The sequence below is a fragment of the Rhodococcus ruber genome (assembly GCF_027270735.1).
Classification (GTDB): domain Bacteria; phylum Actinomycetota; class Actinomycetes; order Mycobacteriales; family Mycobacteriaceae; genus Rhodococcoides; species Rhodococcoides rubrum_A.
The window spans coordinates 404,428-418,094 of the sequence record NZ_JAPWIJ010000001.1 but is presented as its reverse complement, the minus strand read 5'-3'; the positions used below and the strand labels follow the sequence as shown (position 1 = coordinate 418,094).

At 61.4% G+C, this 13,667-nt stretch carries 12 protein-coding genes; 3 read left to right on the top strand and 9 right to left on the bottom strand.

All coding sequences use genetic code 11. From position 1 onward, the window contains the following. Positions 1–93 precede the first annotated feature (93 nt). Entirely contained in the window at positions 94–1,287 is a 1,194-nt protein-coding gene (locus O4220_RS02030) for an N-acetylmuramoyl-L-alanine amidase (protein ID WP_269601881.1), read from the top strand. A gap of 12 nt (positions 1,288–1,299) precedes the next feature. Here O4220_RS02030 and O4220_RS02025 read toward each other — a convergent pair whose 3' ends face one another. The 9 genes from O4220_RS02025 to rpmH form a co-directional block, all read right to left on the bottom strand. Then, positions 1,300–1,980, bottom strand: a complete 681-nt coding sequence (locus O4220_RS02025) for a GNAT family N-acetyltransferase (protein ID WP_269601880.1) — start codon at positions 1,978–1,980, stop codon at positions 1,300–1,302. A gap of 235 nt (positions 1,981–2,215) precedes the next feature. Continuing rightward, positions 2,216–3,292 (bottom strand): ParB/RepB/Spo0J family partition protein, encoded by a 1,077-nt coding sequence (locus O4220_RS02020; protein WP_269601879.1) that lies wholly within the window; start codon positions 3,290–3,292, stop codon positions 2,216–2,218. Between the two features lie 4 nt (positions 3,293–3,296). Continuing rightward, complete coding sequence (locus O4220_RS02015) at positions 3,297–4,307, bottom strand: ParA family protein (RefSeq protein WP_269601878.1); 1,011 nt, start codon at positions 4,305–4,307, stop codon at positions 3,297–3,299. Positions 4,308–4,387: 80 nt separating this feature from the next. Continuing rightward, on the bottom strand, positions 4,388–5,065 hold the full coding sequence (gene rsmG / locus O4220_RS02010; RefSeq protein WP_269601877.1) for a 16S rRNA (guanine(527)-N(7))-methyltransferase RsmG: 678 nt from the start codon (positions 5,063–5,065) through the stop codon (positions 4,388–4,390). A 1,911-nt stretch (positions 5,066–6,976) separates the two neighbouring features. Further along, positions 6,977–7,429: a protein jag gene (locus O4220_RS02005; protein WP_332112795.1), complete on the bottom strand. Its 453-nt coding sequence runs from the start codon at positions 7,427–7,429 to the stop codon at positions 6,977–6,979. Positions 7,430–7,694: 265 nt separating this feature from the next. Further along, positions 7,695–8,783, bottom strand: a complete 1,089-nt coding sequence (gene yidC / locus O4220_RS02000; RefSeq protein ID WP_269601874.1) for a membrane protein insertase YidC — start codon at positions 8,781–8,783, stop codon at positions 7,695–7,697. A 4-nt stretch (positions 8,784–8,787) separates the two neighbouring features. After that, a complete protein-coding gene (gene yidD / locus O4220_RS01995; protein ID WP_269601872.1) occupies positions 8,788–9,117 on the bottom strand; it encodes a membrane protein insertion efficiency factor YidD in 330 nt (109 codons plus the stop codon). Next, positions 9,114–9,494 carry a ribonuclease P protein component gene (rnpA, locus tag O4220_RS01990; RefSeq protein WP_269601871.1) on the bottom strand — a complete coding sequence of 127 codons (381 nt, stop codon included), beginning with the start codon at positions 9,492–9,494 and terminating at the stop codon, positions 9,114–9,116. Before rnpA ends, yidD begins: the two co-directional genes overlap by 4 nt. A 30-nt stretch (positions 9,495–9,524) precedes the next feature. Next, positions 9,525–9,668, bottom strand: a complete 144-nt coding sequence (gene rpmH / locus O4220_RS01985) for a 50S ribosomal protein L34 (protein ID WP_026347786.1) — start codon at positions 9,666–9,668, stop codon at positions 9,525–9,527. A gap of 628 nt (positions 9,669–10,296) precedes the next feature. Between rpmH and dnaA the strand changes: the two genes are divergently transcribed. Both dnaA and dnaN read left to right on the top strand, forming a co-directional pair. Next, complete coding sequence (gene dnaA / locus O4220_RS01980; protein ID WP_420030298.1) at positions 10,297–11,853, top strand: chromosomal replication initiator protein DnaA; 1,557 nt, start codon at positions 10,297–10,299, stop codon at positions 11,851–11,853. Between the two features lie 594 nt (positions 11,854–12,447). Further along, positions 12,448–13,632 carry a DNA polymerase III subunit beta gene (dnaN, locus tag O4220_RS01975; RefSeq protein WP_269601869.1) on the top strand — a complete coding sequence of 395 codons (1,185 nt, stop codon included), beginning with the start codon at positions 12,448–12,450 and terminating at the stop codon, positions 13,630–13,632. Positions 13,633–13,667 lie beyond the last annotated feature (35 nt).

Here is a 13,667-nt window from a genome sequence, read left to right as displayed (position 1 = left end):
TGCGACAATCATCTGATGTGCCGATGCCCAGCGTCGGCACATCAGCCGCATCGGGATGCGGTGCAGTCAGAACGATCTGGAGGCGTTTCGAGGATGCAGGAACTCAGTCACGGCGATTCCGGACCCGCCGTCGCCGAGGTCCGCGGCACCCTGTCGGCTCTCGGCTTTCTCCATGAGGCCGTGGTTCCGCCCGGTCCGATGGACGACGGTCACTGGACAGCTCCCGGTTCCGTCTTCGACGGTGCCCTCGGTGGGGCCGTACGCGCATTCCAGCAGCACCGTGGTCTGTTGGTCGACGGTATCGTCGGCCCGGCCACGTATCGCGCATTGAAGGAGGCGTCGTACCACCTCGGCGCACGAACACTCATCTACCAGCTGTCCGCTCCGCTGTACGGAGACGACGTCGCCTCGCTGCAGACGCGACTGCAGGACCTCGGTTTCTACAACGAACGCGTCGACGGCTTCTTCGGCCCTCGCACCCACGAGGGCTTGTCCTCGTTCCAGCGAGAGATCGGCCTTTCCCCGGATGGCATCTGCGGGCCGGCAACGTTGCGCTCGCTCGACCTGCTCGGAACGCGTGTCACCGGTGGATCACCGCATGCCATGAGTGAAGAAGAGCTCGTCCGCAAGTCGGGACCACAGCTGACCGGCAAGCGCATCGTCATCGATCCCGACCTCGGCGGCGCCGATACCGGGCGCATCGTCGACGGAGCACTGGGTCGAGTCTCCGAATCGGAGATTCTGTGGGACCTGGCCAGTCGCCTCGAGGGCCGAATGGCTGCGACCGGAATGGATACGTTCCTCTCCCGCGCCCGTGGCACCAATCCCTCTGTGGCCGACCGCGCCGAGACCGCCAATGCTTGGGGCGCCGACCTGATGATCTCCCTGCGGTGCGCATCGAGCACCAGCCCGGTAGCCAACGGCGTCGCCAGTTTCCACTTCGGCAATTCGCACGGTTCCACGTCCATGATCGGGCAGGTACTCACCAGCTACGTGCAGCGCGAAATTGTTGCTCGCACACCGCTTCTCGATTGCCGCAGCCACGGCCGAACGTGGGATCTGTTGCGCCTGACCAACATGCCGACCATTCAGATCGACGTCGGATACCTCACCAACGAATCCGACGTCGAGGTACTGAGCGACCCGAGGTTCCGCGACATCATCGCCGAAGCAATTCTGATCGCCGTCAAACGTCTGTATCTCCTGGGTCAGGACGATCAGCCGACCGGAACCTTCACGTTCGCCGAATTGCTCGCCGAGGAACTCGCCGCAGCCGATCGTCCCTGATCTCGTCGAGTGTCAGCGGGCACCGACGGTCGACTTCTGTTCGATGTCGACGACGGAGATGCTCGCCGCGATGAGCAGCTGTTCCAGTGCCGATTCGACATCCTGCTTCCAACCATGATCCCGGTCCAGCTCGAGTCGTAGTCTGGGGAATCTGTGGTGAGGTGCAACCACTTCGAATCCGACCTTCTCGAGAAAATCGGCTTCGATCATGCATGTCGGCGCCGAACACGTCAGATGTGCCGTCGCATTCGGAACGACCGGCGCTGCGTCGTCGGCGTTGTGCCGGATGCCGAAGGCCTCCAAGGCGCGAACACCTCGATTGACGAGATCCCCCACCACCGCCTGAATCAGCGTGGCCGAGTGCAGATCGGCATCCTCCGGAGAATCGATCCGTAGCTGGGTCAGCAGAACCGCGTCGTGACTGACGGGCGATGTCGGAAACGTACTCGCCCGCGGAACGGCACGGGGTGGGCAATAGAGTGCGCAGCCGATCGTCTTGCCCTCGACGGACAGCAGCTGCCCACATGATCCCCACTCGAGCATGATGGTCGACAGCCACACTTCGTTCTCGAACTCGAGGTCGACCGACGAGTCCTCCGATGCAGGATCGAGCACCCAGAAGCTACAGCGCCGCGAATGCGACGGCAGATGTTCGAACGAACCGAGCGTCACTCCGGTCACCATCGCCGACACCGCTTACCTCAGCCTTCGTGCATTCGTTCCAACGGGAAAATTCTGTCTCGGAGCCGATCCGTTCCTGGACCAGGATAGGCGATCCGATCGTCGACCCTCTCGCGCGGACCGAATCCTTGAAATATGTTGCATGACAATCTTTTTCGACATATACGGCGGCATTCGAGAGCGTCGATCGCGGAGCAACGTCACAGTGACGTTTCACCCGCGTATGTCTGGTCCTGCAAAAACGTCGCTACTTTTTCTTCTGGGCTTCCATCATCTCGACGATCCTTTCGAGGTCGTCCACCGACCCGAACTCGACCACAATCTTGCCTTTTCGCTTACCCAAACTGACCGTCACGCGCGTATCGAAGGAATCGGAGAGCCTATCGGCGACGTCCTGAAGCCCCGGCATCTGAATCGGCTTCCGTCGAGGTGCCGGTTCCGGGCTCGTTCCATCCTCCCGATTGGCAAGGGTGACGGCTTCCTCGGTCGCGCGGACGGACAGTCCTTCGGCAACGATTCGCGCAGCCAACGACTCCTGTGCATCGGAACCTGCGTCCAACGACAGCAGCGCACGAGCATGCCCGGCCGACAGAACACCTGCCGCCACTCGGCGTTGTACCGGAATCGGCAGCTTCAACAGTCGAATCATGTTGGTCACGACCGGACGTGAGCGGCCGATTTTCGCGGCCAATTCCTCGTGAGTCACGTCGAATTCTTCGAGCAATTGCTGATACGCCGCCGCCTCTTCGAGCGGATTGAGCTGAACCCGATGGATGTTCTCGAGCAACGCATCGCGCAACATCGCGTCGTCTGCCGTCTCGCGCACGATCGCGGGGATCGTCTCGAGGCCGGCTTCCTGGCTCGCACGCCACCGACGCTCGCCCATGACAAGTTGATATTTTGCGTCTCCGGCGGCAGCGGTACCCGAAACCAGTCGGACGACGATGGGCTGCATGAGCCCGAACTCGCGGATCGAGTGCACCAATTCGCCCAGAGATTCATCGTCGAAGACGTGTCTCGGCTGCTTCGGATTGGCTTCGATCCGATCCGGTGCGATCTCGCGATACACGGCGCCGACGGGGGAGAGGTCGTCACCGTTGAGCACCGGCGGGGTCGGTGTGGGAGCTGTAGCGCTTTCCGTTGCGTCGTCGGTCGACGGCGCACGCTTCGGCTTCGTAGACGTATCCGGCTTGTCCTTGGCGTTGCGATCCGCGCCGATGATCACGTCTGCGGCTGCGCTGCCGAGGCGCGGCCCGGCATCCGGGCCCGTGGGAATGAGCGAGGCCAGACCTCGACCGAGGCCACCTTTACGCGTTTGGCTCATCTACCTACTTCTTTCGTGCTTCGTCGATGCCGGCCGACCGCGCGGCGAGTTCTCGTCCGGCGTCCAAATAACTCATCGCTCCTCGTGAACCGGGGTCGTAATCGAGCACCGTCATGCCGTAACCGGGTGCCTCGGATACCTTCACGCTCCGAGGAATCACGGCCCTCAGGACGGCGTCCCCGAAGTGCTTGCGGACCTCTTCCGCGACCTGGTCCGCCAACTTCGTGCGGCCGTCGTACATCGTGAGGATCACCGTGGACACATGGAGTTCGGGGTTCAGATGCGACTGAACCAGCTCGATATTGCGCAGGAGTTGCCCCACTCCTTCGAGTGCGTAGTACTCGCATTGGATCGGTATGAGTACCTCGGTCGCTGCAACGAGTGCGTTGACCGTCAGCAGACCCAGTGACGGGGGGCAGTCGATCAGGATGAAGTCCGCATCGATTCCGGCGAGCTCCTCGACCGACAGGGCTGTCTTCAACCGGCCTTCACGGGCAACCATCGACACCAACTCGATCTCTGCTCCCGCAAGATCGATTGTCGCCGGAATGCAGAACAGTCGTTCGCTGTGCGGGCTCTTCTGCACGGCATCCTTGGCGCTGACTTCACCGATGAGCACTTCGTAGCTCGACGGCACACCGGAGTGGTGTTCGACGCCCAAAGCGGTGCTGGCGTTGCCCTGAGGGTCGAGATCGACCACCAGAACCGTCAGGCCCTGCAGGGCGAGCGCGGCAGCCAGGTTCACTGCGGTAGTCGTCTTGCCGACGCCGCCCTTCTGATTGGCGATCGTCAGCATCCGCCGCTTCGCCGGCTTCGGGAGCGATACCGATCCCGGGTGCAGAACCTGACTGGCTCGATGTGCCGCAGCACCGATAGGAGTGTCGTCGGGCGAGATCGCGTTGGTGTACTCGAAGTCGGAACTTTTCTTCACCGCCGGCGCCGACTCGGCCGCATTGGACGCGTTCTTCTTGGATGCTGTTTCACGTGAAACAGCGGAATCGGACCCACCCGACATATGTGCTCCTTAGTGCGGAACTGACTGTGTTCAATACGATCGACAGGGACGAGCGCAGGACTGACGAGTCCAACCGGATCTCAGCGACGGCCCGGTCTCCGAGGTTGACGGACCGCTCTGACGACGATGGTAGGAGTAGGCAGCAGGCCCACTCCGCACTCCACGACCTCCAGCTTGCCAGCACCCATCCGAGTGAGGGAAGCCCGGTCTCGCTCGATCTCCTCACCGGCGCTCGATCCCTTCAGCGCAAGCATCCGACCGTGATCGTGCACCAGAGGGAGCGACCATTTGGCGAGCTTCTCCAACGGCGCCACTGCCCGCGACGTCACCACATCGGCACCGCCGGCCTCCTTCTTGACGCCGGGCTGCTCAGCGCGACCACGGACAACCAAGACGTTCAGATCGTGCTCTTCGATGAACTCGGCGAGATACACGGTGCGACGGAGAAGCGGTTCTACGAGCGTGACACGTAAGTCCGGCCTCGCGATTGCCAACGGTATTCCGGGGAGTCCTGCGCCGCTGCCGATATCCACGACGGTCTCACCCTCGTCTATGAGTTCGCCGATCGCCGCGCAATTGAGGATGTGGCGCTCCCACAGTCGTGGAACCTCCCGAGGCCCGATGAGCCCGCGCTCGACGCCCGCAGTGGCCAACGAGTCGTGATACTGCCGGGCCAATTCGATTCGGTCCCCAAATACCTGCTCCGCGATTGCCATCAACTGGGTGCTATCCGAGCGTTCTTGTTCCACGTGAAACATCTTCCCGTGCCCGGGCACGGAACGCCAAACGACATCGCTGTAAGTGCTCGAAACAGCATATTAATTGCGATATCACTCACGAGGACGGGCCATCCGGTCTTCGTCACCCCGTGCAGTGCCACCTCTATCGGCGTTCATCGATGTACGGTTCCCGATCCCGTCGATGCCGTCTGTCGACCTCCACCCTGAAGATCCGAATCCAGCCGGCTACCAGATCCAGACGGCGCAGGGACAACGGTGCATCCGAACGGACAGACGAGGGGATGCGGGGTCACCTAGCATGTGGCCCGTCACGGAGGTGGCCCAGCTGTAGCGAGACTCCCAGATGTTTCACGTGAAACTCCATCCCGTTCGACGCGCGCAAAATTCTGATAACGCAGGCTCCCGCTCGGTTCCCCAGACACTCGGTAAGTGACCCGACCTAGTGTGGTGAGAGCGCTGTCGTCTCGCTGACGGACACTGCACCTTCGACAGATCGGGCGCCATCCTCGGGAGTACGTCGGGACCATCAACTCGAGAAGTCCGTCGGTCATCGAGATCTCGACGGCTCGCGAGCAGTGACGTTTCACGTGACACTGCTTTCGGTTCCACGCACCGGTGCCCAGCTGTTGTCGCGTTCCCTCGGTTGCCGTTCCCTCGTTGCCGAAGCCTCTCGGTGGAGTCGAGGGGATCCAATCCGGCGGGGGACTCTGTCGCCGGGCCTACCCACACTCATCATGTTCGGTGCCTCGGGTCCCGTCCCGCGGGCATCTCAGGGTCCGACTCAAGGCGAAGTCCGACGGGCCTCAGATCTCGAGGACCGACGTGAACGATGTTTCACGTGAAACTCACCGATCACTGTGTCGCCGCATCGCCCCGCTCCGATGGGTGTCGCACCCCGGGGTCGCGTCCTATCTTTTCAGCGTTCGGTTCTCGATCGCGAAGATTATCCCGTCTGATTCCCGCCGTCCCAGATCCTCGACATGTTGGGCGAACCGGGGGATCGGTTCACGACCAGCTCCACCTGATGTACCCCTGGCGTGTAGCCGCGTCAACTTCGGTGGGCCGACGCTGTGCGTTCGTGCGGGGGAGCGGCGGCGCCGACTTGGGAGGACCGCGGTGCAGCGACAACGAGAATCTCAGAGAAGGCCACTCAGTCGATCTCCAGGGTGAAAGATCTTGTCGGGCATCCGGCAGGGTTGAGCACGCACGATGTCGGAGTATCCGAGCAACCACATTGGCGAACTTTCCGGTTAGTTGCGACCGGTCCTGTCGACTATCCGCCACAACACGGTCTACGGGATACGGGGTGACGTTTCATCCGTCGCCGATTAGACCCACGGTGTCCGCGGCCATCACGTCCGCGACGCCGATCCAACTCCGAGGCAAATCGGGAGAAGCTGCTCCGACGAAACCTAGAAAGTCAGATCGTGACTCGGACACTCGATGTAGTGGACCGCATCATCATCGGCACCGACCGATAGTCAATGAAACCGATTCATACCAGCGCCACTCAATCCCGGTTTCACGTGAAACATCGCGACTCTGTTGTGACCGTCGGAGATGACCGTCGGAGATACGTACTTCGACACCGTCCTCGGATTCGGCCCGCCTAAAGGCCCGCACCTCCGGAACGGCCACTCACGATCCCTGTCGCCTGTTTCACGTGAAACAACAAAGCTCAACTCGCATCAACCACGGACAACCAGTGACGCAACCACGCGTCACAGTGACGAAAGCATCGCGCATGGCTGGATCGGAATTATTCGGCGACAAGATCGATCGAAAATCCACTTTCGACGGACCTTCACCCAGTCGAATTACATGGATGACATTCCACCTGAACCGGAAGAACCCTGGCCCGGATACGACGATGGCCCCCACCGAAGTGAGGGCCATCAGATCGTAAAACTGTTGAGTCTATGGAGCTGCCTAAGCCTTGACGACAACTACCCGTCGAGACGGCTCGACGCCGGTGCTTTCGCTGGCAACGCCTTCGATCTTGGCGACTGCATCGTGCACGATCTTGCGCTCGAACGGCGTCATCGGAGTCAGTTCTTCTCGCTCACCCGATTCCAACACACGACGCGCGGCTTCGGCACCGAGGTTACCCAGTTCGCTACGACGCTTCGCCCGCCAACCGGCAACGTCGAGCATCAACTTGCTGCGCTCTCCGGTCGACTGCTGAACAGCCAAGCGGGTCAGTTCCTGAAGGGCATCGAGAACCTCACCCTTACGGCCCACGAGCTTGGCGAGATCGTCCCCACCATCGATGCTGACGATGGCCCGGTCGCCCTCGACGTCCAAATCGATGTCTCCGTCGAAGTCGAGAACATCGAGAAGCTGTTCGAGGTAATCGCCGGCGATCTCGCCTTCCTCGACCAAGTAGTCCTCGTCGTCATCATCATCGTCGTCATCGGCATCGTCAGGCGCGACCTTCGCGGCCTTTCCTTCGACCCCCTCGGAGGCGGGGGATTCCTCGATCACAGGCTTCTCGTCCGCATCGGCGTCGACCGCACTGAGCTGATCCGCCTCGACCATCACGTCATTCACTCCATCCCCGGATACCGCACCGACTGGCTTCTGTACTTCGTCGTTCTGAGCTTCTTCTACGTCCGCTGCCATCTTCGTCCTTCTCTCGACGTGTCGGTCAGCGCCGCTTGCGCTTGGTCGACTTGTTCCGGTTCGCCTGCGGTCTCGGCCGGACCGGGGTCGCCGCACCGTTGGTCGTGTCCGAGGTGTCACTGCTGTCGGTCGTCGCATCGTCGTCTACCGGCGTCATCTTCGACAGCTTCGGCCGCGCACCCGGCTTCGGCTTGGTGACCGATACCGGCTTCACGCCTGGCTTCGGCGCATTCTCGGAACGCTTCTCCACGGCAGCAGCAGCCTTGGCGGCTTCTTCCTTGTCGATCTTTCCGAATACCAGGTGCTGCTGTGCGTAGGTCCAGGTGTTGTTGCTGACCCAGTACAGCAGGATCGCGATCGGCAGCAGGGCACCGAAGACCAAGACACCCAACGGGAACACGTACAGCGCGAGCTTGTTCATGATTGCGGACTGCGGGTTCGCAGCTGCCGCGGCGCTCTGACGCGCCACCGATGCACGCGAGTTCATGTGGGTCATGATCGCCGCGATGATCATCAGTGGAATCGAGACCGCCGCGATGACGAACGTCGACGGAATGGACGCACCCGGTCCGACGGCAAACGCGTTGAGCTGCTCCTGCGGCATGGTGATCCATGCCGAAATCGGAGCTCCGAACAGTCGAGCGTCGAGGAACGACTGCACGTCGGCAACGCTGAACGCGTAGTTCGAGAGTTCGCGGTTCTCTTCCGGGCTCAGGCCGAGCTGGCCCACACCGGTGCCGGTGCGGTTGAACGAGCGAAGCACGTGGAACAGACCGATGAACACCGGTGCCTGTGCCAACACGGGCAGACAGCCCATCAGCGGATTGAAGCCGTGTTCCTTCTGCAGTTTCTGCATCTCGACGGCCATTTTTTGTTTGTCTTTGCCGTACTTCTTCTGCAGAGCCTTGATCTGCGGCTGCAGCTCCTGCATCTGCCGCGTCGTACGAACCTGCTTGACGAAGGGCTTGTACAGAATCAAGCGCAGGGTGAAGACGAGGAAGACGACGGACAGCGCCCAGGCGAATCCATTGCTGGGATCCTGGAACACAAAGCCGAACACCTTGTGCCACACCCAGAGAATCCAGGCAACCGGATAGTAAATGAAGTCGAGCACGGCTCTATGTACTCCTCTGTTCTTCCACTCGCACGAGATCGTGGTGTTCTTCGGTTTCGGTCATCTCGGTGACGCTCGCGCGCCACTTACCGGAGTCGGGCACCGGGTTCCATCCTCCAGAGTGCCAGGGAGCACATTTGAGGAGGCGGACGACTGCCAGCAACGAGCCCTTCATCATCCCGTGCACCTCGAGCGCCTCGATGGCGTACTCGCTGCAGGTGGGGGAGAAGCGACAGGTAGGGGGTCTCATCGGGGACACATAGGTTCGGTACAACCCGATGAAGTACATGAGAGATCGAGCAGGAATGGAACGAAGGTTGCCCATGAATGTCATGACGGCGGACCCTTCGGAGCTTCGAGAAGACCGAGCTTCTTCAATCCTGAACGCAGTTGCACGAATAGATCTGCCGAGGACGCTGTGGCGGCACCCGGCAATGCGCGGATGACCACGTCGGTGGTCTCGGGGAGCTCACCGATCACGTCGGTACAGATATGCCGAAGCCGGCGCGCAACTCGATGACGAGTTACGGCCGGCCCGACTGCCTTGCTGACGATCAATCCGAATCGTGGTCCCCGAACGGTCGATGCGATGTCCTGCTCGTCCCGCACAACGGCGTGAACGACCAGATCAGATCTACCCATTCGGCGTCCTCGACGCACCGCTACGGAAAAATCACGTGCTCGGTGTAGTCGATTCGGCTCAGGAAGCATCCCGAGCTCCAAAGTCCGGACGAACGAATATCAGGCTGTGAGTTCTTTACGGCCCTTGCCGCGACGTGCGGAAACGATTGCACGACCCGCACGGGTACGCATACGAAGACGGAAGCCATGAACGCGCGCGCGGCGGCGATTGTTCGGCTGGAACGTCCGCTTGCCCTTGGCCACGGTCAACACTCCTCGAGATTCGAAGACGCCGATCTGTCGGCGCCTGCTGTAAAGGTTCCAGCGAGTTCGGATGAAGTCGCTTGCCTCCCGAGCGAGAAATCCGAGTGAAGACAGACTGTGAGCAGCCAGCAAGCATCGGCCACCTCGCTATTGGGTGACTGTTCGAGAGTACTGATCGAGTCACCGGTGGTCAAACTCGCTCCGAACCGACCGGATCGACAGTTCATGCACAGGCACCGGCAAATTCGGCCACCGAGGGTGTGATCCGCGTCCACATCGTTCGCCGATGACCGATCGAGTCGACGCGGTTCGTCCGATCGTACGACAGACAACGACCATCGATGCAGGTCAGACTAGTGCGTGCGTGAAAGCACGAGCCGGCAAGAGTCCTGGGGTCACATCGGTGTCGTTTATCCACACCTGTGGATAATTGTGTGGAAACACAGATCAGGTGGCATATTCGTACCTTGCGGGGTCCACCCACGGACCCTGGTCTCAGCCGCGGCGACGCACGATCGACGACGCTATCCGACGCCGACGCCGCGCGGGCAGGAAACGACGCACTAGTTTCTCGCGTCGTACCCGTACGAGACCAACTCTCGACGGTCCAACCACCGCCGAGACACCGATGCTCGACAACGGAGGGATCGACGTGAACGACGATCCGGATGCGCTCGCGCGTATCTGGCCCGAGGTGGTCGCGGAACTCACTTCCGACCGTCACAGTGGGTCTCCCCTCACCAAGGGCCAGAAAGCCTGGCTCGCGCTGGTCAAACCGCTCACTCTGACGCAGGGGTTCGCCCTGCTGGCCGTTCCCTCGACCTTCGCTCAAGAAGCGATCGAGCGGGACCTTCGCGAGCCGATCCTCGGAGCACTGGGCCGACATCTCGGTCAGGGTGTCGAGGGTCTCGGAGTCCGGATCTCCGCTCCCGAGGACGAGAAGATCGACTCCGAGCGGTCGGCCTATCCCGACGCCGTCAGCTCGCCCACCTACCGGCGCCGCGTCCTGACCAGCAGAGACGACGAGCCTTCCGACTCCGAGACCGCCGATTACGAAGAGGTGGACGACGAGCGCGAGGCGCTGGCCAGCGTGCAGAACTCGTGGCCGACGTATTTCACGAAACCGCCCGAATCGACGCCGCCGTCGTCGGGCGCGAACAGCTTGAACTCGAAGTACACATTCGACACGTTTGTCATCGGCGCCTCCAATCGGTTCGCTCACGCAGCCGCCGTGGCCATCGCCGAAGCACCGGCCCGCGCCTACAACCCCCTGTTCATATGGGGTGCGTCGGGATTGGGCAAGACTCATCTCCTGCACGCGGCCGGTCACTATGCGCAGCGACTGTTCCCGGGAATGCGCGTCAAGTACGTCTCCACCGAAGAGTTCACGAACGACTTCATCAACAGTCTCCGCGACGACCGCAAAGTCGCGTTCAAGCGCCGCTACCGCGAGACGGACGTACTGCTCGTCGACGACATTCAGTTCATCGAGGGCAAGGAAGGCATCCAGGAGGAGTTCTTCCACACCTTCAACACCCTGCACAACGCCAACAAGCAGATCGTGGTGTCGTCCGACCGGCCCCCCAAGCAGCTGGCAACCCTGGAAGAACGGCTCCGTACCCGCTTCGAGTGGGGCCTGATCACCGATGTACAGCCGCCCGAGCTCGAAACACGCATCGCGATCCTGAGCAAGAAAGCTCGGATGGACCGCCTCGACGTGCCACACGACGTCCTCGAGCTGATCGCCAGCCGCATCGAACGAAACATCCGTGAGCTCGAAGGCGCCCTGATCCGTGTGACGGCGTTCGCATCTCTCAACGGGCAAGCGCTCGACCTCACTCTGGCGGAGGTGGTGCTGCGCGATCTCATTCCCGATTCGTCGAGTCTCGAGATCAATGCCGCAACGATCATGGCTGTCACGGCGGAGTACTTCAACACCTCCATCGAGGATCTGTGCGGCCCGGGTAAGGCCAGAGCACTGGCGATGGCCAGGCAGATCGCCATGTATCTCTGCCGCGAGCTCACCGATCTGTCGCTGCCCAAGATCGGCCAGACGTTCGGACGAGATCACACGACGGTCATGTACGCGGACAAGAAGATCCGCAAGGAGATGACCGAGCGCCGCAAGGTGTACGACCAGGTCCAAGAGCTCACGGCCCGGATCAAGCAACGCTCGAAGCGCTAGCCCACCGGGCACAGACGAACACAGACGAACACAGAAGACGGCACCGAATCCCATCGCGGGTTCGGTGCCGTCGCTGTTTCTCACCCCTGAGCGAGACAGATTTTCGACTCGATTTCGATCGATTTTTCCGACGTCGACCATTGATTCACACCTGTGGATAACTATGTGGACAACATCGAAGATCTGGGGATGGAGTGTGGGCGCCTGTGCACCGATGAGATTCGTCCACAGGCAGCCGAGCGTCAATCGCATGTTGGTCCCGAATTCATCCTCACGACACCACGCGAGGCGACCAGCGGATCGAACTGTTCGTGCACAGATTCCACAGGACCTATTAATACTTCTGTTTTCTCCTTGAAAGAACTTCTTTGAAAACAGGTGTTGGGGAACGATCCGTTCACAGGCCCCCGAAGATGACCCGAATCCCGGGCTCGGCACAAACCTCGAGCTTTCGTCTCGGGTTCGGAGGGCATACGGTGTGCTTGCGCTGGATGTGCCACACTCGTCGTTGCATCGGTTCGAGCCGCAACCATCGTGGTTGCACCGCTCCGGCCGTGAGGACGAACGCCACCGAACGAGAGGAAATGCCGAGCGATGGAGCTTGGAAGTTTGAAGTTTCGCGTTGCTCGTGAAGATTTTTCCGATTCCGTGGCGTGGGTAGCCCGTAGCCTGCCGTCACGGCCGCCCGTTCCCGTTCTCGGTGGAGTTCTGCTTGCTGCCGACGAGCAGGGTCTGACGGTCTCCGGATTCGACTACGAGGTCTCCGCTCAGGTCAAAGTCTCGGCCGAGGTCGCCACGGCAGGCCGAGTTCTGGTGTCGGGCAAGCTACTTGCCGATATCACCAAGTCGCTGCCGAACAAGCCGGTCGACGTCACGGTCGACGGAACCCGCGTTCTGGTCAACTGCGGAAGCGCCAAGTTCTCACTCCCGACGATGCCGGTCGAGGACTATCCGCAGCTCCCCGAGTTGCCCAGCAACACCGGTTCGCTGGCCGGTGACGTCTTCTCCGAGGCAATTGCCCAGGTCGCCATTGCGGCGGGCAAGGACGACACGCTTCCCATGCTCACCGGTATCCGCGTCGAGATCGACGGCACCAACGTCGTTCTCGCTGCCACCGACCGCTTCCGGTTGGCGGTTCGTGAGGTGGACTGGACTCCCGCCGGCGCCGACACCACCACCGCGGTGCTCATCCCGGCGAAGACCTTGTCCGAGTCGGCGAAAACTTTGGGCGGTAACGCCAGCTCACCGGTCGAACTGGCCCTCGGTTCCGGTTCGTCCATCGGTAGCGACGGCTTGCTGGGCATCGTCAGCGATGGGCGCCGCACCACCACGCGACTGCTCGACGCCGAATTCCCGAAGTTCCGGCAGTTGTTGCCGGCCGAGCACACTGCCGTGGCGACTCTCGAGATCGCATCCTTGATCGAGGCGATCAAGCGTGTGGCACTCGTGGCCGAGCGCGGTGCGCAGGTCCGCCTGGAATTCAACGCCGACGGCGTACTGCTGTCCGCAGGTGGCGACGACGCTGGTCGCGCCGAGGAAGCTCTACCTGCCGACTTCCAGGGCGAAGCATTGACCATTGCCTTCAACCCGGGATACCTCATCGACGGGTTGTCTTCGCTGCACAGCGAGAAGGTGACGTTCGGATTCACGACGCCGAGCCGGCCTGCAGTGTTGCGTCCGACGTCGGACGAAGAACTGGTGGCCGACGACGCAGGGAAGTTCGCGGCGCCGAAATCCGAGTACACATATCTGCTGATGCCCGTCAGGCTGCCCGGCTGATCCTGCCTGGTTACTGTTGAACCCGCGGAAACTTT